The sequence below is a fragment of the Lactobacillus kullabergensis genome (genome assembly GCF_000967195.1).
In the GTDB taxonomy this organism is placed as follows: Bacteria; Bacillota; Bacilli; order Lactobacillales; family Lactobacillaceae; genus Lactobacillus; species Lactobacillus kullabergensis.
This window is the reverse complement of record NZ_KQ033871.1, coordinates 199,683-222,436: the sequence shown is the minus strand read 5'-3', so window position 1 is coordinate 222,436 and position 22,754 is coordinate 199,683. Positions and strand designations below refer to the sequence as shown.

The 22,754-nt window shown below is 34.6% G+C and carries 25 protein-coding genes; 4 read left to right on the top strand and 21 right to left on the bottom strand.

Going from position 1 to position 22,754, the window contains the following annotated elements; translation table 11 throughout:
- Window positions 1-317 precede the first annotated feature (317 nt).
- Genes JF76_RS01600 through JF76_RS01590 form a run of 3 tightly spaced genes read left to right on the top strand, consistent with a single transcriptional unit; the run spans window position 318 to window position 3,015 of the window.
- A complete protein-coding gene (locus JF76_RS01600) occupies window positions 318-1,286 on the top strand; it encodes an ABC transporter substrate-binding protein (protein WP_045927531.1) in 969 nt (322 codons plus the stop codon).
- 30 nt (window positions 1,287-1,316) lie between these two features.
- Window positions 1,317-2,234: an ABC transporter permease gene (locus JF76_RS01595; protein ID WP_052697043.1), complete on the top strand. Its 918-nt coding sequence runs from the start codon at window positions 1,317-1,319 to the stop codon at window positions 2,232-2,234.
- A complete protein-coding gene (locus JF76_RS01590; RefSeq protein ID WP_045927529.1) occupies window positions 2,212-3,015 on the top strand; it encodes an ABC transporter ATP-binding protein in 804 nt (267 codons plus the stop codon). The genes JF76_RS01595 and JF76_RS01590 overlap by 23 nt, the downstream gene beginning before the upstream one ends.
- Window positions 3,016-3,036: 21 nt before the next feature.
- Here the strand turns inward: JF76_RS01590 and JF76_RS01585 are convergent, their stop codons facing one another.
- From JF76_RS01585 to JF76_RS01490, 20 genes are all read right to left on the bottom strand, one after another.
- Window positions 3,037-3,534 carry a TetR/AcrR family transcriptional regulator gene (locus JF76_RS01585; RefSeq protein ID WP_045927528.1) on the bottom strand — a complete coding sequence of 166 codons (498 nt, stop codon included), beginning with the start codon at window positions 3,532-3,534 and terminating at the stop codon, window positions 3,037-3,039.
- A 32-nt stretch (window positions 3,535-3,566) separates the two neighbouring features.
- On the bottom strand, window positions 3,567-4,925 hold the full coding sequence (locus tag JF76_RS01580; protein ID WP_045927527.1) for a DHA2 family efflux MFS transporter permease subunit: 1,359 nt from the start codon (window positions 4,923-4,925) through the stop codon (window positions 3,567-3,569).
- A gap of 260 nt (window positions 4,926-5,185) precedes the next feature.
- Window positions 5,186-5,455 (bottom strand): hypothetical protein, encoded by a 270-nt coding sequence (locus tag JF76_RS01575; protein WP_045927526.1) that lies wholly within the window; start codon window positions 5,453-5,455, stop codon window positions 5,186-5,188.
- 25 nt (window positions 5,456-5,480) lie between these two features.
- Window positions 5,481-6,776 carry a PTS sugar transporter subunit IIC gene (locus tag JF76_RS01570; RefSeq protein WP_045927525.1) on the bottom strand — a complete coding sequence of 432 codons (1,296 nt, stop codon included), beginning with the start codon at window positions 6,774-6,776 and terminating at the stop codon, window positions 5,481-5,483.
- 39 nt (window positions 6,777-6,815) lie between these two features.
- Window positions 6,816-7,901, bottom strand: coding sequence for a DUF871 domain-containing protein (locus tag JF76_RS01565; protein WP_045927524.1), 1,086 nt, complete (start codon window positions 7,899-7,901; stop codon window positions 6,816-6,818).
- 14 nt (window positions 7,902-7,915) lie between these two features.
- Window positions 7,916-8,656 (bottom strand): 2-dehydro-3-deoxy-phosphogluconate aldolase, encoded by a 741-nt coding sequence (gene dagF, locus JF76_RS01560; protein WP_045927523.1) that lies wholly within the window; start codon window positions 8,654-8,656, stop codon window positions 7,916-7,918.
- Window positions 8,657-9,754 carry a DgaE family pyridoxal phosphate-dependent ammonia lyase gene (locus JF76_RS01555; protein ID WP_045927522.1) on the bottom strand — a complete coding sequence of 366 codons (1,098 nt, stop codon included), beginning with the start codon at window positions 9,752-9,754 and terminating at the stop codon, window positions 8,657-8,659.
- A gap of 1 nt (window position 9,755) precedes the next feature.
- The gene (locus tag JF76_RS01550) at window positions 9,756-10,874 is read right to left on the bottom strand and encodes an amidohydrolase/deacetylase family metallohydrolase (RefSeq protein ID WP_045927521.1); all 1,119 of its coding nucleotides are present in this window, start codon (window positions 10,872-10,874) and stop codon (window positions 9,756-9,758) included.
- A 12-nt stretch (window positions 10,875-10,886) separates the two neighbouring features.
- Complete coding sequence (locus tag JF76_RS01545) at window positions 10,887-11,570, bottom strand: DUF4310 family protein (RefSeq protein ID WP_045927520.1); 684 nt, start codon at window positions 11,568-11,570, stop codon at window positions 10,887-10,889.
- 25 nt (window positions 11,571-11,595) lie between these two features.
- Window positions 11,596-12,369, bottom strand: a complete 774-nt coding sequence (locus JF76_RS01540; protein ID WP_045927519.1) for a DUF4311 domain-containing protein — start codon at window positions 12,367-12,369, stop codon at window positions 11,596-11,598.
- Between the two features lie 2 nt (window positions 12,370-12,371).
- Window positions 12,372-12,722 carry a DUF4312 family protein gene (locus JF76_RS01535; protein WP_045927518.1) on the bottom strand — a complete coding sequence of 117 codons (351 nt, stop codon included), beginning with the start codon at window positions 12,720-12,722 and terminating at the stop codon, window positions 12,372-12,374.
- 8 nt (window positions 12,723-12,730) lie between these two features.
- The gene (locus JF76_RS01530) at window positions 12,731-13,093 is read right to left on the bottom strand and encodes an SFCGS family glycine-rich protein (RefSeq protein ID WP_045927517.1); all 363 of its coding nucleotides are present in this window, start codon (window positions 13,091-13,093) and stop codon (window positions 12,731-12,733) included.
- 13 nt (window positions 13,094-13,106) lie between these two features.
- Complete coding sequence (locus JF76_RS01525; RefSeq protein ID WP_045927516.1) at window positions 13,107-13,457, bottom strand: PRD domain-containing protein; 351 nt, start codon at window positions 13,455-13,457, stop codon at window positions 13,107-13,109.
- Window positions 13,458-13,473: 16 nt separating this feature from the next.
- Window positions 13,474-15,333, bottom strand: a complete 1,860-nt coding sequence (locus JF76_RS01520; protein ID WP_045927515.1) for a BglG family transcription antiterminator — start codon at window positions 15,331-15,333, stop codon at window positions 13,474-13,476.
- 375 nt (window positions 15,334-15,708) lie between these two features.
- Complete coding sequence (locus JF76_RS01515; RefSeq protein ID WP_045927514.1) at window positions 15,709-16,467, bottom strand: sugar phosphate isomerase/epimerase family protein; 759 nt, start codon at window positions 16,465-16,467, stop codon at window positions 15,709-15,711.
- On the bottom strand, window positions 16,464-17,126 hold the full coding sequence (locus JF76_RS01510) for a bifunctional 2-keto-4-hydroxyglutarate aldolase/2-keto-3-deoxy-6-phosphogluconate aldolase (RefSeq protein WP_045927513.1): 663 nt from the start codon (window positions 17,124-17,126) through the stop codon (window positions 16,464-16,466). The genes JF76_RS01515 and JF76_RS01510 overlap by 4 nt, the downstream gene beginning before the upstream one ends.
- Window positions 17,127-17,139: 13 nt before the next feature.
- Entirely contained in the window at window positions 17,140-17,694 is a 555-nt protein-coding gene (gene hxlB / locus JF76_RS01505; protein WP_045927512.1) for a 6-phospho-3-hexuloisomerase, read from the bottom strand.
- Window positions 17,688-18,317, bottom strand: coding sequence for an orotidine 5'-phosphate decarboxylase / HUMPS family protein (locus JF76_RS01500; RefSeq protein ID WP_045927511.1), 630 nt, complete (start codon window positions 18,315-18,317; stop codon window positions 17,688-17,690). The genes hxlB and JF76_RS01500 overlap by 7 nt, the downstream gene beginning before the upstream one ends.
- Window positions 18,295-19,275 (bottom strand): sugar kinase, encoded by a 981-nt coding sequence (locus JF76_RS01495; RefSeq protein ID WP_045927510.1) that lies wholly within the window; start codon window positions 19,273-19,275, stop codon window positions 18,295-18,297. Before JF76_RS01495 ends, JF76_RS01500 begins: the two co-directional genes overlap by 23 nt.
- 27 nt (window positions 19,276-19,302) lie before the next feature.
- Complete coding sequence (locus tag JF76_RS01490; RefSeq protein ID WP_045927509.1) at window positions 19,303-20,592, bottom strand: gluconate:proton symporter; 1,290 nt, start codon at window positions 20,590-20,592, stop codon at window positions 19,303-19,305.
- 209 nt (window positions 20,593-20,801) lie between these two features.
- Here JF76_RS01490 and JF76_RS01485 point away from each other — a divergent pair, with 209 nt between their 5' ends.
- Complete coding sequence (locus JF76_RS01485; protein ID WP_045927508.1) at window positions 20,802-21,797, top strand: LacI family DNA-binding transcriptional regulator; 996 nt, start codon at window positions 20,802-20,804, stop codon at window positions 21,795-21,797.
- 399 nt (window positions 21,798-22,196) lie between these two features.
- Here JF76_RS01485 and JF76_RS01480 read toward each other — a convergent pair whose 3' ends face one another.
- A complete protein-coding gene (locus JF76_RS01480) occupies window positions 22,197-22,604 on the bottom strand; it encodes an alpha/beta hydrolase fold domain-containing protein (RefSeq protein WP_052697042.1) in 408 nt (135 codons plus the stop codon).
- Window positions 22,605-22,754 lie beyond the last annotated feature (150 nt).

Sequence of the window (22,754 nt, the reverse complement as noted above, 5' to 3'; positions counted from 1 at the left end):
TTTTCTTCTTTATTTTTTATAATCTTCTCATTAAGGTTGGAGGTAAAGTTTTATGAAATATAATTTAATACGAGTCTCACAACTGAATAACCGTTATTACTTTAGCTATTTTAGATAAGGTTTGGGTTCATCTAGATGAATTCAAACCAGACTCAAGTTTTGAATTTATCTATGATGGCTAAAGTCCTTTAATTGCGGTTAGCCACATAACTTTCTAAGTGGCTAATCACAAATGATTATTACTAATAATTCTTGTATATCCACTTAGAAATAAGTGGATATTTTTTTACGGTCAGCAGTATTACGGAGGAACGAAAATGCGAATCAAGAAAATTATTATGGGAATGGCTTTAACTAGTCTGTTGCTGCTTAGTGGCTGCAGCAACAAGAAATCAGGAAGTACAGCAACTGTCAAGCATGTGGGTATACTGCAGGTAGTACAGCATCCCTCTTTAGATGAGGCTAACAAAGGTTTCAAAGAAGGCCTGAAAGAAGAAGGCTACACTGAAGGAAAGAACTTGAAAATTGATTACCAAAATGCGCAAAACAGCCAAGACAATCTGAAGAGTATGAGTGAAAAATTAGTCAATGAAAAATCAGATTTAATCTTGGGAATTGCTACACCGGCAGCGCAAAGTGTTGCTAATGCGACCCAGGATATTCCTATTGTGGTCACTGCCGTAACTGATCTTAAAGCTGCAAAATTAGTAAATTCAGATGCTAAACCTGGCAGAAATGTCACAGGAACTACTGACATGGTCTCAATTGATAAACAAATCAAGTTACTTTTATCAATTGTGCCTAAGGCTAAAACAATTGGCATTATGTACAATGCGGGCGAAGCCAATTCTAAAATTCAAGCTGATCTAGCCATCAAGGCACTGAAAAAAGCTGGCGTTAAAGTTTTAGTTAAAACAGCTAATACCACTAGCGATGTTCAACAAGTAACAGAAACCTTAGCTGGTAAAGTACAAGGAATTTACGTACCAACAGACAACACATTTGCTTCTGCTTCTTCAATTATTGGTAAGGTTGTTAAGGAAAAGAAGATCCCACTAGTAGCTGGTTCAACTGACCAGGTTAAAACTGGCGGCTTGGCTTCAATTGGAATAGATTACGAGGCGCTTGGTAAACAAACAGGTAAAATGGCTGCTAAAATTTTAGACGGTAAAGCTAAGCCTAAAGACATGCCAGTTGAAAGGGCAACTGATTTGAAATTGGTGGTTAACAAGAAAATGGCAAAGGCACTTGGAATTGATCCTGCTTCAATTAAAGCACCTAAGTAAATTAAAGAAAGGCAGCGTGAATCAATAGTTATGTTGAATACATTTTGGGAGTTATTACTTTCATCTACTTCTCAAGGATTACTTTGGTCATTAATGGCAATCGGTGTTTACTTAACTTTTCGGATATTAGATCTAGCGGACATGACAGCTGAAGGCAGCTTTCCGTTAGGGGGAGCCGTTGCAACGATGTGTATTATTAAGGGAATTAATCCTGTTTTAGCAACAATTGCCGCATTTGTTGGCGGTTTGATTGCTGGCTTAGTTACTGGTATTTTGAACACCAAATTGCGTATTCCTTCCTTACTAGCAGGAATTATTACAATGACTGGACTGTACTCCATTACTTCCAGAGTAATGCAAAACGCTGCTAATGTTTCATTGTTGGGCAAAGATACAGTTTTTACAATTGCGCAAAATTGGGGATTAAGTCGTAACAATGCAGTAATTGCGATGGGATTGATAATTGCACTTTTGGTTATACTATTATTAGTTGTTTTCTTCAAAACTGAAATTGGCCTAGCTATGAGAGCAACTGGTGATAATCCGCAAATGAGTGCCGCTAATGGTATCAAAACTCAAGGAATGAAAATTTTAGGCTACATGATTTCTAACGGCTGTATTGCCTTGTCAGGTGGACTTTTAGCACAAAATAACGGCTTTGCCGATCTTAACTCTGGTGTTGGTACTCTGGTTATTGGATTAGCTTCAATTATTATTGCAGAAGTACTTATCAGGAATCTGTCAATTGGTGGTCGTTTACTTACTTTAGTCGTAGGTGCCATCATTTATAGGCTGATTTTAGCCCTGGTTTTCCAGATGAATGTAGAACCATCTGATGCAAAATTAGCTTCAGCTTTAGTTTTAGTTGTGTGCTTAACTTTGCCGAATTTCCACTTGCCACGCAATCTTAAAGGAGGAAAGCAAAATGCCAGAAGTACTAAAGATTAAAAATTTACATCAAACTTTTGAACAAGGAACTGTCAATGAAAACCGGGTTTTACGCGGAATTGACCTTAATTTAGAAGCCGGGGATTTTGTGACCATTATTGGTAGTAACGGAGCGGGTAAATCTACCTTACTTAATAGTATTGCTGGTACGTTGCCTATTCAAGAGGGTCAGATTATTTTAAAAGGTACCGATATTACAAAAATGCCTGTTACTAAACGAGCAAAAAATATTAGTCGCGTATTTCAAGATCCTAAAATGGGAACAGCGGTCAGATTAACAGTTGAAGAAAATTTGGCTTTAGCGATGAAACGAGGCCAACGACGCGGTTTTCGTCCCGGCGTTAAAAAACAGGATAGAAAATTTTTCAAAAAACAGCTTGCCCAACTTAACTTAAATTTGGAAAACCGTTTGGAAACTGAAATTGGACTTCTTTCCGGCGGTCAAAGACAAGCAATTACACTCTTAATGGCTACTTTGCAAAGACCAGATTTAATTTTACTGGATGAACATACTGCTGCTCTTGATCCGCAAACCTCGATTACAGTCATGCAATTAACTGAAAAGTTAATATCCGAACAGCATTTAACAGCTTTTATGGTTACCCACAACATGGAAGATGCTATACGATACGGTAATCGATTGATTATGTTGCATCAAGGTCGTGTGGCAATTGATTTGGCCGGTGAAGATAAACAAAACTTGACGGTGCCTAAACTGATGGAACTATTCCAAAAGCACCTTGGTTCGGGGCTTGAAGACGATGCTATTTTACTGGCTTAAAACAGAAAAACAATCTGAATTTCAGATTGTTTTTTTATTCTTCAAACAATTTTGATGAGCATCAATTACTTTGACAATGTTATTTATTGGCTCAGAACAATTATTTTTTAGCCACTCGCTAATTATAGCTACTATGCCATTGCGAAAAAACACCTCATCATAATGATCTTTTTCTTCATGACTATCTATAAACTTTTCAGTAATACCATTTTGTAAATTAAGTTTAAAAAATAAACGATATAAATCTTGGTTGTCTTTAACATGTTGCAATAATTTTGAAAAACATGGTTTTTTTAAATTCTTTTGTGTTAGTGCGTATTCATCAACAAGATATTTTCTTAATTTGTCTGCCATATCATAAATATCTGTGTAATTATCATAAAAAGTTGACCTGTTAATATGTGCCTTTTGACAAATTTCAGTGACTTTTAAATTTTCTAAGTTACTATTCTTTAAAAGTTCTACGACGGCATTTTGAATTTTTTTACGTGATACGGTGCGATTTCTTTTTTTATTCATAGAAATGATTATGACATATAAAAATCTTTTTGTTAAAGCTTTTTGAATTTATATATGCTAATAAATAATTGAACTGAAGCCAAAAATGACATCATACCGAATGTGAATTGAATTCCTATATAATTTGCTGTCACTTTGGTATCAATAAAGTGGGTTGCGCTAGTCATAGCTTCCATAAATAAAGAAGTTCCTATAGCACCGCTTAATGTTCTTAAACAAGTTAGAAGAGCTGTACCATTTGCTGCTTCATTTTTAGGCAAACTTTGCATTCCCCAAGTTACGATTGGCATCATCAAGCAGCCAACCCCAAATAAACGGAGAAGATAAAAAACTCCTAACAAAATTATTTCTTTTGGAGAACTAATAAATGTTACTCCCAAGCAACTAATTACTAATAACAAGCTTCCTGAAATTGCCAATTTAGTTATTCCAAATCTGTCATAAAACATCCCTGTAAAAGGATTAATTATAGCCATAGCTAACGATCCGGGCAACATTATAAATGCTGAAATAAAGGCTGATTTTTTCATTACAGTTTGAATTAAAATAGGGTAAATAGTTGAACTACCCATCATTATTGCATAAAGAAGCATACTGATTAATACAGCCAAACGAAAATTTGAATTCTTAAAAATTCTTAGATTTAGTAATGGTTCATCATCTTGTAACTGTCTTTTACAAAAAATAATTATTAATACTGTTCCAATAACCATCAAGATTAAGCTTGTAAATAATCTAGTAGTAATATTGCTTAGTCCTATCAACATACTGCTCAAGCCACCAGTACTTAATAATAAAGAAAAGTAATCTAGATGATTTTTTGCAACTGGTGAAACATTTTCAACGCTAAAGATTGCTAAAATTATAATAAACAGTGATATAGCTGCTGAAATAAAGAAAACACTACGCCAATCCCATATTTCAATAAAGAAGCCTGTTAAAGTTGGTGCTATCACAGGTGCTGCTCCTGATGCCAATCCCAATATCCCCATGACCATTCCCTGTTTGTTAACCCGATAAAGAATCATAATTACTACTTGAGTTAATGGTAAAATAATGCCGCTACCCAAAGCTTGAAATATACGACCTATTAGTATAATAGGAAAATTGTTCCCCCAACAACAAAGTAATGTGCCGAAAGCAAATAATAGCATTGACGATAAAAATATTTGCCTAGTAGTAAAGCTTTTAATCAAATATGCTGATATAGGAATCATTACTGCCATAGCTAAACTAAAAGCGCTGGTTAACCACTGGGCAGTTAGTGCGGTCAATGATAACTCATGCATAATTTGTGGTAAGGCTGTTGTTAAAGAAGTTTGAAGAAACGATGTAACAATTGTTCCAGTCAAAAGAGTTCCAAAAATTAAATTAGCTTTTTTTCCAGTCATGAATTTCTCTTCTTTCAATTTAAGTTGTTTTAATTATATTGATGTAGAAAAGATAAACAACCAACAATTTATATTGAAATGTTGGGAAAAAACTGACTGTGACAAAATTTTTGTAAGAAGCTGTAATTTATAACCTTAAATGTCGCTACTTTATTAACATAAGTTAACATTATTAATTTAATAAAAAGGACTAATTATCTAAAGCATTAGATATTAGTCCTTAAATTATTTATTTTGATATAATGTATAGTTTTATTATTCTATATTTTTCTCCCCTTTTCCATGTCTTTGAAAACAAGTCGATATTTTTCTGAAATAATTGAACATTCAAAAACAGTAATTAAAGCAATTAATATCCAGCTTACTTTTAAAGTCATGCATAAAATTGTCCCCAGGCCGATAGCAATTATGCCATATAAAACTATCTTTCCTGCGCTATATTCGTTAATGAATTTTCTGACGCGATCAACCTTAAAAACTACTACCTGACAAGCTATAAAATATACAGCTAATAAAATTATATATATCATTATTATTTCACTTAACCTTAGTTAATTAGCTTTGCAAAGCATCATTCTCTTTTTCCAATTGCTGTTTTTCAAACACTTTGAAAAATGGATAGTAGATGATGATGTAGATAATAAAGTTAACCACTGACAGTATCAAAGCATTCCAACTCCAATTTGTACTCATGATTGCTGCAATTGGTGCGGGAATAGTAAATGGTAATCTGACCATCATCATTGGTACCAGGTGAGAAGTAGTTGCAAAATAAGAAATGGTAGTTGTTACGAGTGGAGCTAAAATAAATGGAATACCAAGAATCGGATTTAACACAATTGGGGCACCAAATATAATTGGCTCGTTAATATTGAATAAACCAGGTAAAATAGATAACTTACCTAAATCTTTTAAGTACTTCGATTTAGAAAACATAAAAAGTACTACTAAGGCAAGCGTACCACCAGCTCCACCAATCCAAACAAACCACTGTAAAAATTGTTCAGTAAAAATTGTGGATAAGTGAGTCGCTGATACACCAGCATGAAATTGATTCATATTGGTAGCGATTGACATTTCCCAGAATGGTCTAACAATTGGATCCATAATAGCTGCCCCATGAATACCAAGTGTCCAGAAGCCACAGATAAAGAACACAGTAGTCAGGCCACCGGCCAAGCTGTTGCCAACTAAAAATCCTTTTAACGGCATTAAAATATTGGAAATAAAAGTAGCGATATTGAAATTAAATATATCTCTTACAACCCAAAATAATATTAAAATGACCGCTGCTGGAAAAAGAGCTACAAAAGAATTGGAAACCTCAGGTGGGACACCCTGAGGCATTTTAATTGTAATGTTTTTCTTTTCTAAAAAGTGGTAAATTTCGACAGAAATCAAGGCTGTTGCAATCGCTGCAAATAACGAAGATGCACTTAAATTGGCTATATTAATGTAGCGACCTGCCGTAATCACATTTTTAACATCTGCATTTACTTTAACTGGCTGTACTGTTGCTACTAAAAATGCGAGTACAGCTAATATACCACTGGATAAAGTATCCATTTTATAGCTTTCAGCAAGAGCAGAAGCAATACCAAATGTTGCATATAACGACAGAATTCCTACCGTAAAGCGAAAAGGAATATCTAGAATTGCCTGATAAGGTGCTAAGAAATTAGCGACTGCTGGTATGGGCATATTACTCAGAATGGTAAAGAAAGAGCCAACAATAGTTAGTGGTAAGGTAGCAATAATACCTTTACGAATAGCTGTCATATGTCTTTGCTGACCCATTTTATTAGCTACAGGTAGAATTTTTGCTTCCAAAAAATTGACAAAATTATTCATTTATTTTCACCTCATATTTATTTTTTAGTTATAGAATTTTTAACAGACAAACTTAAATTTTGACCAAGACTTAATAAATGGTAATAGTAAAAGTTCATCGGTATTGATATGTCCAACGAGATTTTTACGATTATCTTTATGTGGCTTTAATACAATCTGTAGCTCATTCTTATACTTTCCAAACCCATTATTGCCTATGACTACATCCCCTTTTTGAAACTCAATTTCATTGTCATGGGGCGAATTGGAAAAACTATGATACTTTTTTCTAACTTCTGTTGACCTGATTACCTGTTCATTAATATCCCCTCGTCTAACATGTTGATTTTTAAGAACGATGTCATGTTCAACCTTATTTATATCTGAAACAAAATCAATTTTTAATTCCACTTGATAGCGATCTATTAAACTAAGTTTTTTTAATTCTTCGTCACTAGCATAGGAATTACCGATAATTACATCGTCAATGAGTCCGGTCGCAAACATTTTTTTAGCTTGCACTTCAATAGGCAATTCACGATCTTCTTCTAAAGTTGGTAAGCCATCATTCACGCTCCAGGGGCCAATTTTTCCTGATTGAGAACTGATAAAAGCAGCTGTATGGAGGTTATTTCTTTTAAAACGCTGACTACATTTCACAAAGAAATCATAAGGTAGACCTGTTCCTTTTTGAGGATAAAAATTGTGACAGCCATAAATAAAAGGTTTATTAGCTTGATAACTCAGAATGTTATCTACATAGGCAACATCATTACTCATGTTTAATTCAATAATTAATCCCTGCGGGTTATAACTGAGCAAAGCCTCTTTTTTGCCATCGAATCCATCATCCAGACGTAAACCATCTACACCAAGTTCAACAAAAAATGAGAGGTCATCATATGAAATCCTCAAAAGGTTAAATATTGCCGGTGAAACATCCAAAATCACTTCATAGTTAAGTTCTTTTGCCAATTTAGTTAACTCTTGATATTTAGAAACTACTTCCTCCTTCTCGCCGGTAATTTCAAGCAAACTCATAAAAATTCTGGAAAAACCAAATTCACTTGCTTTTTTGATATAGGCCTTATCACTGGCGAAATCGCTATGATCTGGGTATATCGATATTCCTAGTTTTCGCTTCATCTTAGTGCCTACTTTTATGCAAGTTTTCTTTTAACAATCTCAAACAATTTTGCTACATCATCTGGCTTGGTAAGCCCGGTATCTTTGTCAATAATTGATGAGTATACATGTGGCAATATTCTAGTTACTCCGGCTTCTAAAGCAATATCTAAAATAGCCTCAAAGTTTTCCAAATCTATGCCACCTGTTGGCTCAAGGCTAAAATCATTTGCGGCACAAGCTTTAGCAATATATTTGTATTCCGCCTTGTGTGCTAAACCTTTCATTGGAAAGAACTTAAATGAACTGCCACCCATATCCTTCAGCAATGCAATAGCAGTAGTAACAGGAACTTCTGTTGCCATTTCTTTAGAGCTTAGAGGACCTGTTGCAATATTGACATAACCAACCTTACCTGTTGGTGAAACTAAACCATTAATAATAGTTTGGTCTTGTCCTAATAAGGCCCGAGAATAGCCAACCCCTGTAAAAACTTGATTGACATGTTGCGGTTGGATTACTTGCGATACTTCACTAACCATCTTACTTTGATTAGGATCGCCTGCACCTAATCCAACCGAAATAGCATTATTGACGGCACTTTGATACTTTTTCAAATCAGCAATACAGCTGTCATTATCAGGATAGTTTTTAGTTAAGACGCCGCAAACAACATGACCATCAGCAGCTTCATATATCTCTTTAGCATTGGCGACACTTCCGGCTAAAACATTTAACGCTACTCTAGCCTTATAATAATTTGGTACTAATTCCATTTATTTCATAATCTCCTTTAATCTTTCAACTATTAAATTCATTTCCTCTGAATCGAGTGCTCTGATATCAAACTCAATTATTCCTTCATTAGCACGATATTCTCGAGTGTAGATAGCCGGATCATTGTTTTTTAATTCCTTAATTACTTGAAATGCACTCTTCGATGCATCAGCATTCATTTTAATATCGGCACGATAGATTTCTCGTCCTGCTTGATCTTGTGCTTCTTTGACTGTAAGCCCAGGAATTGTGTTCAGATTTTGTAAAAATGGTGCGAGTCGCTTACGCATGTGTGTGCCATCCTCTGGACCTGCGCTGACATATTCTTCAATTGCTCCTACCAAACCCAAAAGATTATCTTTACCAATTTTCATCGCTCTACCGATTCCTGAACTTTGCATACGAATCCAATCGATGTATTTTGCTTTACCAAATACCAAGCCTGAAGCTGGACCTTCAATTGCTTTTGCACCACTAAAAAGAATAATATCTACGTTTAAAGCCAGATATTTTTTTAGATCTTCTTCTGCTGCAGCATCTAAAATTAAAGGCAAGTTATGTTTATGAGCAATTTCAACTGCCTGTTTAACTGTAAGCATGCTTTTTTGTACTGCATGGTGACTTTTAACGTAGAAAACAGCTGCAGTATCTTCATCAATCATCATTTCCAAATGTTCTGGTGAGCACATATTAGCATAGCCTGCTTCAACTACATTACCTCCACCCAAAGTAATCATTTCTTCTTCAGGAGCGCCATAGTCCACATTTTGCCCTTTAGGTATCACAATATTTCTAGTTTTAAATTTGGGTGAGTAGGGATGATAAACATGATATTGACTTCCCTGACCAATAACTCCTGCAACTGCTAAAGCAATCCCGGCAGACGCTGAGTTCACAATGACTGCATCTTCAGCTCCTATTAATTCAGCCACATACTTCCCGCTTTTTTTGACTAAATCTGACATTTCAAAAAAATGTTTGTCGCCAAATTCTTGGGCTTCAATTCCTGCATTACTTGTTTTTGAAACACCCAAAATTGTCATCTTACCGCTGGCATTTATTACATGCTTTAAGTTCAATTTCTGATAATAATCCATTTTATTCTCCAATCTGATAAGCTTTACCCATAACGACAACCATTTTAGGACAAATATGTTCATTAAATTGACGCTGATTATGATTTGAATCTGTAAGTGTAACCTCTTTATTTTCTTCTAATTCAAAAATAGTCAGATCAGCGTCATATCCCGGCTTCAAATGACCTTTGTTAATCAAGTTAAAATTATCTGCCGGAGCTGCAGTTACCTTACTAATCACATCGCTAAGCGAATAGCCATACATTAAAAACTTGTCCAAAGTTGTAGCCATGTTATACACAGGACCATTTACACGATTGCGGTTATATATATCAGTACTAATAGAATATGGAATTAAACCGGCAGCATTTGCAATATCAAAAGTATGGAAGTTAAAGCTGTCTGTACCATGTCCAACATCAAAAGTTACACCTCTGCGATAGGCTTCCCAGACAAATTGACGAATGTTGTCTGATTCATCAAGCATGCCATTTGGTTTACCGTTATAGCCATGAGTTAAAATATCGTTATCGTCCATTAAGTCTAAAACTTCTTTTAATTGTGGTGGATTTGCACCAACGTGTACCATAATCGGGAAATTGCCACCTAAATTTTTTTGGAATGTTTTAGCTTTTTGTAAAGGCACTACACCATTATCGATAACTACAGAATGACTTTCTCTTACTTTGATGCCAACAATAAAATCATGGTATTTTTGAATAGATTCCATCAGAGGATCTTTTTGAACAGTGTTAATGTCGCCCAGTTCATTTTGTGCCAATATGCCTGTTTGGCCGACGTTAATCATTGCATAGACATTAGTAATTTTATTTCTGGTTATATCATAAAAATCACCAATGTTCTCTGCTCCGGTAGAACCGGCATCAATTACGGTAGTGACACCAGATTTATAACCGTCTTCATCAGGATCATCATAATAAAGGGTCAATTTTTCGTAACAATGAACATGATCATCAATCCATCCAGCCGAAACATACTTTCCTTGAAGATCAATTACTTTACCAGCTTCGATTCCATCCAGACAATGACCGACAGCAACAATTTTTTTACCTAAAACGCCAATTTCGATTGGAGAACCGTCTGTAACCCTTTTACCATTTTTCAAATACAAATCTATCATCTTTTACCTCAACTAAACTTTCACAGGGAAGAACAAACCAGCAATCATAGCTCCAATAATTGCGCCACCAGTGATCGGTTTCTTCCAAGCATAAAATATTACCGCACCAATAATTGCACCTAAGCCAATAGGAATTGATGCTTGACAGGCAGAAATTATGATTAATGGGCCTAAAAATCTGCCTGTATCGTTACCTGCGCCCATCATAATATCAGCACCAAAAGTTGAGTTAGATTGTTTTAAAGTAAAATGTCTAATAGCATAAATAACAAGACCGATCAAAATTCCGATGATAGCACCGGTCAATAGAGCCAGCGGAAAGCTCTTAATTGGTTCTTTAATGTTCATGCTGAGTAATATAGCAGGAATACCTAAACCAACACCAGTTAAAATTGAGCCACCTAAATCTAAGATTCCATCTAACGATCCTTCTAAAACTCTGGCAAACAGAAAGCTAGCTCCAAACGCTGCACAAGCACCATACGAGCCACCAGTCATACCTGCCTTCAACATGGCAACAAATGCAACTTCATTAAATGCACCAGTACCATAGTTAAAATACATTGAAGTTCCAGCAAATACCCCAGCCGACATCAAGCCAACAATAATTGGGAAACTCCAATCGGCATACCAAAAACTTTTAGTATTCTTTAAATCTAATTCTTTTTCTTCTAAAGTTTCATCACTTTTATCCATGTCTTTGCCTCTTTTCAACTAGGTTTTAGCCACCAAAAACTGAGTGAATTTGTTTTAACCAAGCAGGAACTCCCATATTCAGTTGCTTAATCAGTGTCAGATCTATTCCTCTGAAAAATGCACTCAAAATAAATAAGACAATTGTAGTAATTAGAATAATTTTAGTAATCTTATTCCAACCACTTTCATCCACTCCTTTACCGACTAAAATTCCCAAAACTACTCCTGGAACAGCATTGCCCATAATCAGCTGAGCAATGCCACCAAAGACCGTTCCGAAAATTCCAGATCTTTTTCCGCCATCAATTGCTGCCAGCCAAAAGATAACAGGCATAACAGTATTAATTAATAATGTTGCAGCTGGAACGAGGACTTTTACCGCCGTAATTTGAAGTGATTGGGGCAAAGCTGAACTCGTTAAGTTAAGAAAAGATACAATGAGAGCTCCTATTATTGCACCTGCTATACCCATCTTCTTAGCATCATGCATCTCTTTTTCATCGTGATTTTTCAACATCAAAAGTGCAGCGGCCCAATTTGGTATTACCCTGTGAGTAACATCCTGTGTAAAAGATCCTGCTGCCACAGTGGAAGCCCACGCATTAAAGAAGAAACCCAATCCAAACGAAAAGTGTGATGCAGGATCTCCTTCACTTGCATTCATTTCGCCTAATGTTCTGAATGCTCCTAAAGCCTGGACAGTTGGAGCATTAAACATTCTAGCTGCTCCTATTCCAACCGCTAAACCAACAAGAGTACCAATAATTAAGGATTCAATTAAAATTATCAAAATATGCATTTTTATACTCCTTTAGTTGCTCTGTTAAAAAGTGGGTTGTCAGTAGTTGCTACTTTCTGACAATCTATTTCATTAACGCAAACGTACTCTACATGAACCAAAACTCTAAGTTGAACCTCATAAGACTTGCGTATTCTTGGGAAAAAGAAAAATAAAAAATGTTCTTTTTCATCTATTTCCTTAAGTTCTTCCACTTCAAAAGATTTTGGTTCTATCTTAAAAATCAAATTATCTTCTTTTGCGCCTAAATTTCTTGCTACTTGGTTTATTGCATTGGCAAATGCCTCTTTCTTATTCTTTGCTTTTCCTTTCACTACAATGTTTCTATCTTCTGCTTGAATTACATTTTTCATCTGAACACCTAAAACTTGTTGGGATACTTTTTATTGATTGCTTCAACAAGTTTTTCTCCTAACTCTTCTTTATCCATAAAGCCAAAACCCAGAACTTTTTTACCATCATTAATAGCAGTAACCCCTTGAGTAATTGATCTCATGCCATGTCTTTCTGGATAGCCGTATTTATTATTGGCAATCAAAGCGCCAGCTCCACCACTACCACAAAAAGAAATACCGAAATCAGCTTTTTCTTTATTCATTACATCCCCTAATTTCATGTCTGCACCAATCCCAGGAATTAAAATAGCCTTGGCGCCCGCTTTTTCAATGCCTTTAGCAACATTACTTCCTTTTCCCATTCGGTCAGCAACTACAATTTTCAACATATTAATTTCTCCTTTAATCTAACTTCATATTCTCAAAGTGAATTGACAAAACATACTTTTCTGATTCAGCTATTTTGCCGATGTTATTATCAATAAAATCCACAACTTGCTGAGACATTTCTAACGATTGCTGTGAAACCTTAGCAAAAATTTTCTTATCTACTTTTTCTAATTTTTTTCCATTCTTTGCTCTATTAACCATTTCAGATAAATGATTACCTAAAATTTGAGTTTCTATGTCGCTCGGATGCAGCTTATTTTGATGTATTAAAGAAACTACATATACCATTACCCGCCTTAATTCATCTTTATAATTACTTTTTGCAATATATTTTTGGAATTCTTTATATAACTCTACTTTCATCTAAATTACCGTTTCTTTATCTCAACAACGTATAACGTAAAATTGCTATTATTTCATTAATATTAATGTGTAAGCCCAAATCTAAGTAAATTGTGCGCAGTCGACTGATGTCAGTTTTTGAAAATTTATTTAATTGTTTATCAGTTGGCTTAGAGTCATATTGCTTATCAAAGTAGATTCGCTCCGTTGCTAATTGCACATGGATCATAAATGCTTTTTCATATTTTTTACTGATGCGATCTCCTAAATATTCACTGACATTGATATAGGCTTCTATACTTAAAGAAAGTATTTTCTCTACATTATTAATACTTTGTTCTTCCTTAATAACATTCCTCAAATCATTGTCATTTTTAACAGCATTTTGTTTGAGTAAGAAAGAAACTTCCCGTTCAACTTTCAACATATCCTGCTCATTAGGGATCGGATTAACCTGTATGATTTTAGTTGACTCTATTTTTTTCAAAGGGAAAATACTAATTACGAGATCAGGCTTTGTTTCATATATTTTGGTGCGGTAATTAATTGCTGAGGCAAAACCAGCACTTGTAATGTATGGAATTCTGCTTTGAATTACTTTTTTTAAAAGTTTCGTTGCTCCTAGACCGGTTGAACAAACATAAAGTGCACTGACTTGTGGTACTTTTTGCAAATCACTAATTGAAACCAAGAAATGAAGAGAAACTAAAGTCACAAAAGTATCACTATTAATTAGTGGGCTTTTAGAAATATATTTGTCCAATGCAGCTTTAACAGTTTCAAACAAAGTGCCAAACCGACTTTTAACCTCTGCTGTAAAAGGAGTATAGTCATTAAAATGCTGAAAATTACTATTCAATTCACTTATCAAATGCTGAGTTAATGAGTCTTGTAACTGTAAATCATTCTCCAAAGGCAAAACCATTTTTTGTGAAACATAGGAAATAATCTCCTTGACAGCCTTATTAGTTTCCACATCTTTTTCCAACACTTTTACTCCAAAAATAAAGTACTTTTCTTCATCTTTTGTTGGTTTAATATCAAAAATTTCACTTACAAATTTGTAGATCTGGGCATAATGCTTTTGAGTCTGATTAAGTCTTTTACCATAACCAGAAAGATTTAAAAATCGATGACGATGATTTTCTAAAATAATTATCGTTAACCGATTAATCATTGACTTAGCAATGCTCAAATCCATGCCAGTATTAAAAGCCTTTTTTAGATTTAAAATGTCACATAATATTAAAGAAACATAATTGATTAACTTATTTATGTTTTTAGGTAAATTCGTGTTACCAGCTGAACTTGTACTTATTTTAGAAATCAAATCAATCAAATTGTTGGCACCAAATGAATATCTATCTATTTGCTTTTGCAAGATATATTCCATTAGCGCACGAATATTAATTTCATCTCCAGTTAAGTAGTAGCCATAATAATTTTTCCCTTCTAAAAGCAAATTGAATCTTTTAGCTTCTGACTTGGCATTATTTATGTCTGCTAAAAAAGTATTTGCAGAAACGTCAAGCATTTTAGTCATTTTTTTACCGGTTATAAATCCATCAGCAAAAATCAAACTGGTCAAAATTTTCCATTTTCTTTGAGTTGGACTTAAATACTGCGAAATTACTTCTTCGCTTGAAAAAGATTGTAATGAGTTAATTGCATTTTTTCGATCAAAATCACTAGCAAAACTTATCCATATTCCCTTACCAGGCTTTGAATTATACTTACAACCAGGTTGCTTATTTATCCATTCTGCTATTTTTTTGAGATCACTTCTTAAAGTTCTAATTGAAACTTTATATCTAGCAGATAAATCCTTAACTTTATAAGTCTGCGGGTTATTTAATAAGTTTGTTGCAATGTTAATTTGCCTAGAAATTAGAGTCATTTTGCTTGCTCCTTTCTATATTTAAATTATATGAAAGCGGTATTATAAAAAGAACTCCAAATTAATTCAACACTGTTGGTGCAAAGAATTGAACAACAAAAATGCTCATAGAATTTTATTCTTTGAGCATCATTAAAAATATAAAGATTATTAGGTTTGTTTATTTAAACCTGTAAAGATGCATATAAAACTAATTTACCTTTTTTTATTAGCCAAATAAAAAGGGTAAATCTTGTTTCACATTAAAACGACGATTTACCAATTAAATTTTTTTGTTTTTTTCAAGTTTCTAACTAACGATTATTTAAGCGCTTAAAGTCTGTATAAGTTTTTTGTGAGGAAATCAGCTAAATTAATATCCAAAATTCTTAAAAGTTATCTTTTACCATTGAAATAGTCATGAAACTTTTCCATTTCCTTGCCAATAACTTCATCATCTGGCATTGCAAATTCAAATGCAAATTGTGCATCTTTAGGCAGGTATCTTACTACTGCTTTCCAATTGAACATCCCAAGGTCTAATGACTCAGTGTTTTGCATTTTGCCCTTTGCATTAAGCATAGGATTCTTCAAGTGAATGTACGCTACAAAAGGTGCAAGCTTCTTTGCGGCTAAATTTGGATCAAAACCTGTAAAAGCAAGATTTCCTAGGTCAAATGTAGCAAAAATTGAATTGAACCCAGCTTTTCTGACAGCAGTCAGAAAATCAAATATTGTATCTGGGTTACCACTTATTGGAGTTTGATCGTTCTCAATAGTTGTTTGAATAGTTGCTAAAGGTAAATTTGAAAGATCTTCTGCTAAATCACCATGGTATTTATAGAAATTACCGGTACTAAACTTGATTTTCTGTGCACCAAGCTCTTGGGCTTCTTTATAATACTTATTTAAATTCTGATTAAAATTACCGTTCTCATCAAAAATATTATCAGGCACACTATAGTTTAGCAATAAACCCTTTTCTCTAACAGCTGGTGCCAGCTCTTTGATTTCTGCATCTACATCTTTGAAATACTCACGTCTAATTTCAATTCCATCTGCAGCTAAATCAGCAATTCTATCCACTAAATCCAGTTGGCTAATACCACTTTGAATTTCTTTTTCATAAACCAATGTATTTATTATTAAAGTCATGATTTGCTCCTATTTGTTCTAAAATTGATATATTTCTCATTAAATTTTCTAGCATTTTCAGTAACAGCTTCGTAATCATTCTTTTTACCCGGTCCGACTAAACTACCGCCTACTCCAATAACGAAAGCTCCCTTTTCAAACCATTCGTTCATGTTTTCTAATGAAACACCACCTGTTGGCATAACATTTACGTTTGGAAACGGTCCATGAATTTCATTGATCATTGTTTTGCCAGCAACTGAACCAGGGAAAACTTTAATTACATCGGCACCATACGTTAGCGCATCTTGAATTTCAGTCGAAGTAAAACACCCTGGAATATAAGGAATCTGGTATAAATTACAAAGCTTGGCCGTATCTTTATTTAAAGATGGACTAACTACAAATTTAGCTCCCGCTATAATAGCCAGCCTTGCTGTTGCTGGATCCAGCACCGTACCTGCACCAACAATCACATCTTTGTCACTGCCGTATTCTTCTGTTAATCTTTTGATAGTTATATCTGCACTGGGTGAAGTAAATGCTAATTCGATAGCAGTGACATGTCCTTTTATACATGCTTTGGCAGTTTGGTAGGAATTTTCTTCATTATTCCCTCTAACTACTGCTACAACTCCAGCTTTCTGAATTCTCTTTATCGATTCATATTTTAAAAGCATATTAACTCTCCTATCATTCCATATTACTGTGCTGCTTTTTAGCAGCACCATTAGAAACTTCATCCCTGATGCTCAACTTGAGACAAAGAATATCTAGCACAATGTGCACACTTTGATCAAACAGAGAACTTAAAAGTTGAATAGATTTAACTCCATCCCCATTTTTCGTTGCCCCAGGTACTATTATCACGCGGTCCGCCAATTTGACCAAAGGTGAATTGGAGTTGCTCGATACTGCAATTACTTCAACTCCAGATTCAGCAGCTTTTTCTGTCAATTCCAGCACACTGCTGGTTTTACCAGAACCTGACACAGAAACTAAAACATCGTTTGGCTGAATTGAAGGTGTAATTGTCTCTCCAATAACATAAACCTGGTAGCCAATATGCATTAACCTCATAGCAAAACTTTTAGCCATAAACCCAGAGCGGCCTGAGCCTAAAACAAATATTCTTTTATCCTTAGTAATTAACGTTGCAGCCTGATCAATTTCTGCTTCGCTTACTTTATCTAAAACTGTATTTATTTCTGCTAAAACAGGTTTAATTAAATGTTTAGAATCTAACATAAATTAATAATCTCCTTAAACTTGCTGGCCTCATTAACAGGGTCATTAGAATGAACAATTTTACTTCCTACAATAACCTCTTGTACCTCGTTTTGCACAGCTAATTTTTTTGCCTGCTCTAAATCAATACTACCAGCAACTGCTATATTTTTAATTGCGGGAAAATTCTTCTTGAAATCAGAGACTAGATTAGTCAAATCCGTGTTTTTGCCAGCATCATGAGAATTATGCAAGTTATAAATTGCATTCGGAAATTTGGCAATCTCTAAAATGGCTTTATTGCTCATTCCCATTAAGTCAATAAGTACTTTCTTGTTTTTTTGCTCTGCAATTTGATAAACGCCGGCAAGAGTTTCCTGACCAGCCGTTCCCATTACTGTTAGAATATCTGCACCGGTTTTAAATCCTTGTTCAAATTCGTATTGGCCCTCATCATTAGTTTTAGTATCCAATAAAAGCAAACTGTGTTTTAAATTGACATTTGCAGCTTGAATTTCATAAAAGCCATAATCTTTTATTATTGAAGTACCAAATTCTACAATATCAGCAATACCATCAAGTTTTCGTGCCAGTTGAACTGCATCGGCTAAAGAGACCCGATCAATTGCGACTTGCAGCTTCATCTTCAGAAACACCCTGTTTTTGATAAAATTCTTTTAATTCTTCTTTTGTAGGATACCCGTCATTATCACCTAAGGTTTGCACCTGCAGACAACCTACAGCATTACCGCGAATAGCTCCGGCCTTCAAACTTTTTCCTTCAAGCAAAGCAGTAATCAGACCTAAAGCAAATCCATCTCCAGCACCGACAGTATCAAGAACCTTATCTGGTTTAAAACTAGGAACAGTGTATTCTTCACCTTTAGCATTTTTGACGAAAACTCCTTTATCTCCTAGTTTAACCATTACTGTTGTAGTTCTTTCACCTTTCAAGTAAAAGTCAGCTATTTCTTCTGGATCTTCCGAACCCATTAATGTCTTGCCTTCACTGATACCCGGCAAGACAATATCAGCCATGCCCGCCAGTTCATTGATTGTCTTAATCATATAATCTTTACTCTTCCATAAAGGTGGCCGCAAATTAGGATCAAACGTGATTAGCTTTTTTGCAGCAATTAGCTTTTTGTAAAAAGCACGGAAAGTTTTTTCTGCAGTATCAGAAATTGCAGGAAAAATTCCAGACATATGGGCAATTTTAACATCGCTTAAATCAATATTATCAATCTGACTGGCTTCTAGGTGACAAGCAGCAGAATCACGCCGGTAGTTAAAAGTCGCAGGATCACCATGTGTTACTAGCTGCTTTAATTGATGACCTGTAAAATACTTATCATCATAACTAACATACTTAGTACCTACATTGTGAGAAGCAATAGTTTTTTGAACATACTTGCCAAAAGGATCTTCGCCAACTCGTGTAACATACTCAACAGAGTGTCCCAGCCTTCTCACGCCAATAGCAACATTTAGTTCAGCACCACCCATCACCTTGTGAAATTCTTCAGCGTCTACTAAAGAAACATCTGGATCTTTTGAACACAATATAACAAGTGGTTCACCAATAGTAATTACTTCAGACATAATCTTTCCTCTCTTTGTCTTTCATACTCACCCAAAAAAGTGATAAACAAGTATTTCATTTATAATTGAAACTACCCACATTACAGGTACACCATATTTTAAGAAGTCCTTTGACTTTACCTTCATATAGTCTAAACCCCAGACATTCCAAGATTGGGTAATATCTACAGATACAGCCATCAAAGTTGGAACATATAAGAGTGGTAATAAGAAGGCATCACTGAATAATCCAGTACTATACAAAACTGCAGCGGTGGCTGCTCCGGCACCCCAAACGTGTAAAGGACCACGGAATAAAGCGAGTGGAGCCAAAATACCCAAAGCAAGACAAAGGATTAAGTGTTCATGAGGCAAAACAGCTGACAATATCGGACGAAATCTTTCAGCATTAATAGTTGCAGCGCCAGTAAAACTTTCCAGAGCCATTAAAAACATGATCAATCCTGCAATATCACTGATTGCATGAGAAATTGAATCATTTAAAAACTTAAGTCCCTTCTTGTAATCTTTAAATTGACCAGTTAAGAAAATAGCAATAATACTTGCTAAAGTTAATGCAGGTACCGCATCCCATTTAAATGCCATATTCATTGCAACTGGAATAACAGGAACAATGTACGCTATTTTAGGAACTTTAGTAACACTATTTTCATTATTTTCGGCTCCAATTAATTTAAGATTATTATCTGCCATCGCCGGATCAATCTTTTTACGATTAAAGAATAAAAAGATAATAATTGCCAGCAGCTGTACTATTGCAGCACATATACCAAAAGCAAGGTACTTACTGTCATAAGCAGCTTTTGGCACAAAGGCCTTCATCTGGTTATAAAGCACAACGTTAATATACATTGGGGCACCAATAGCCATAGAAAATGCTGCCAAAGCAACATCTCGAGGCAATCCCAATGATAATAGAATTGGTAATAAAATAACTCCAATTGCTATTACTGAACCAACACCGTATGCACTTACAAAAATAAAAGCTGTAACTAAAACAACTAAAATTGCTGCTAATAGTGGCTTCTTTTTACCAATTGACTTAGTAGCTTCTGATATTGCAGGTGCAATCCCACTATCTACCAGTACTCGACCAAACCATGAACCAAATACAATATAAATAATAGTTGGACCATAGCTGAGCGCTGGCTGCGCAAAAACTTTATTAATTGCTTCATTAAATGGTACTAAACCAATGAAGCACCATAAGATTGCCATCACGAAGAAGCCAATCATCAAGTTTCCACCTTTTAAAATGTACCATATAAATAAAGCAAAAGTTATTAATAGCAAAATTGCTATTATTGTAGAATTCATTACACTTACCTCTTTACTAACTCATTATTTCATCTAATGAATATCAGCATATTTCTTTTTAAGGTAACCGGTTACCTTCTTAATATAAAACATTTAGTTTGTCTTTGCAAGCGCTTTTCAAATTAATACTGATTTTTGCAATATATCTTTTTAAGAGCATTAAAATGATATACTAGTTTTAAAAACATTTAACAAAAAGAATAGTGATTATGAAAAAAGCAACAATCCGTAACGTAGCTGAATTAGCACATGTTTCCGTTGCGTCTGTATCAAGGTATTTAAATAATAAGGCTAAAGGTAGACTTTCCGAAGAAAAAGCTAAGGCAATAGAACAAGCAATTAAAGACTTAAATTACATTCCTAATCTTGCAGCTCGTCAAATGGCTACTAATCAAAGCAAGACTATTGCCGTAGTTGTTTCCAATATAGACGATTATTTTTCAACTGAATTGTTTAAAGGAGCATCTAACATCCTCAGAGTTAAAGGTTATGAGGCTTTTTTGTTAGATACCAATGCAGAACAGCAACGAGAACGAGAATTAATTAAAACCGTCAGCAGCAGTTTCTTTGATGGACTACTGTTTCAACCCTTGGGTAGTAATATAAAAACCATTCAATCTGAATTTATCCATAACATTCCCACAGTAATCTTAGACAGACGGCTAGCCACCAAACGCTGGCCTCAGGTTATTTCCAATAATGTTACGGCTTCAAAGGACGCCACGAAATATTTTTTAAAACAAGGTTGCGATGACATCTTAATTTTATCTTCTGAAGTCAAAATTGCTTCCACAAGAAGAGACAGATACAGTGGTGTTTGTGCTATTGCAAATCCTGATCAAATTCATTTAATTGAGCTTGACGAAGAGTCGTATAATTATGTGACGATTAAAAATAAGATTGAATCTTTCCTGTTAAAACAAAAAGTTCGAAATAAAAAAACTTTGATTTTTAGTTTCAAAGAACGTTGGCTACTTGCATTTTTACCTATGCTTTTTGCCGATGGCTTTTTAAATAGCGACCAAGTCTTGATCACTGGATTTTCAGATACCAAGTTAGTACAAACCATTTTACCCGAAGCAAGATTAATTTCCCAAAACCCATATCTAATGGGAGCAAGTGCTGCAGAAATTTTACTTAAGAGTTTAAGTGGAGAAGATAATAGCAAAAATTATGAACCCCTTATTGTTCCTGCTAAATTTTAGCTGGTAGAATTAAATGTTAAAAACCTAAATAAATAATTCTGAAAAAGATCTTTTACCAGATCAACAAAAGCGCACTGAGGTTATCGGTCAGTGTCCTTTATACATACATTTTTCCTCAGTCTTGATAGTATTAACTAACTCAAATCGATCAGAAACCAATCATTATGTGCCAAAGTTATGCCATAGTTTAAAAAATCTTAGGTTTTCATTTTAGACTTTACTATTTTGCAAAAGCATCTGGTTTATTCTATCCGTCAATTTAGCAAAGAAAAAAGAAGATGAATCATAAAAATGTGATTCATCTTCTTTTTTTGTAAGGTCAATGACCTGCTTTTTAAAGGCTTAGTTCTTATTATTTACTTTACACTGGCAATTTTTAAACCTAAATATTTTTGATGATTAACAAATCCATTGCACTGCTTCATAAGAATCATACAATGCCCCTGGAAAGGGAATTTCTGGAGCTAAACGATAATCAAGAGAAATAACAGTGCAATTTGCATTCTCCGCAATTAAACGGCATTGATTTAGCAAAGTTAAACTATTACCACCGATAAAGCCACCACCATGCAAATATAGACAGGCATTGCGTGTGGGAATTTTACTAGCAGGCCTGCAAACTATAGCAGGTATATATCTATTTTCACATTGAACTAAAATACTTTTATCAATAATTGATGAACTAGCCAAATCTTTATTTGGCGAACCCATGCCATCTCTCGCATTTTGGAAATCAACATTGCTTAAATCAATTGCTGCCATAGCTTCTTCATCAGAAAGAAGAGGCTTATTTTTAGTTCTTTCCAAGACTTTAGGGTCTAATAACCCCCATTCTTCACCGTATGCTGAATTTTCTGATAATCATGATATCCTCCAAGATTTGCTTAAGTAAATACTATGTTTATTACTTTAATAATATACTAACATTTAGCAAAAACACTTCACGTAGGGTAGTGA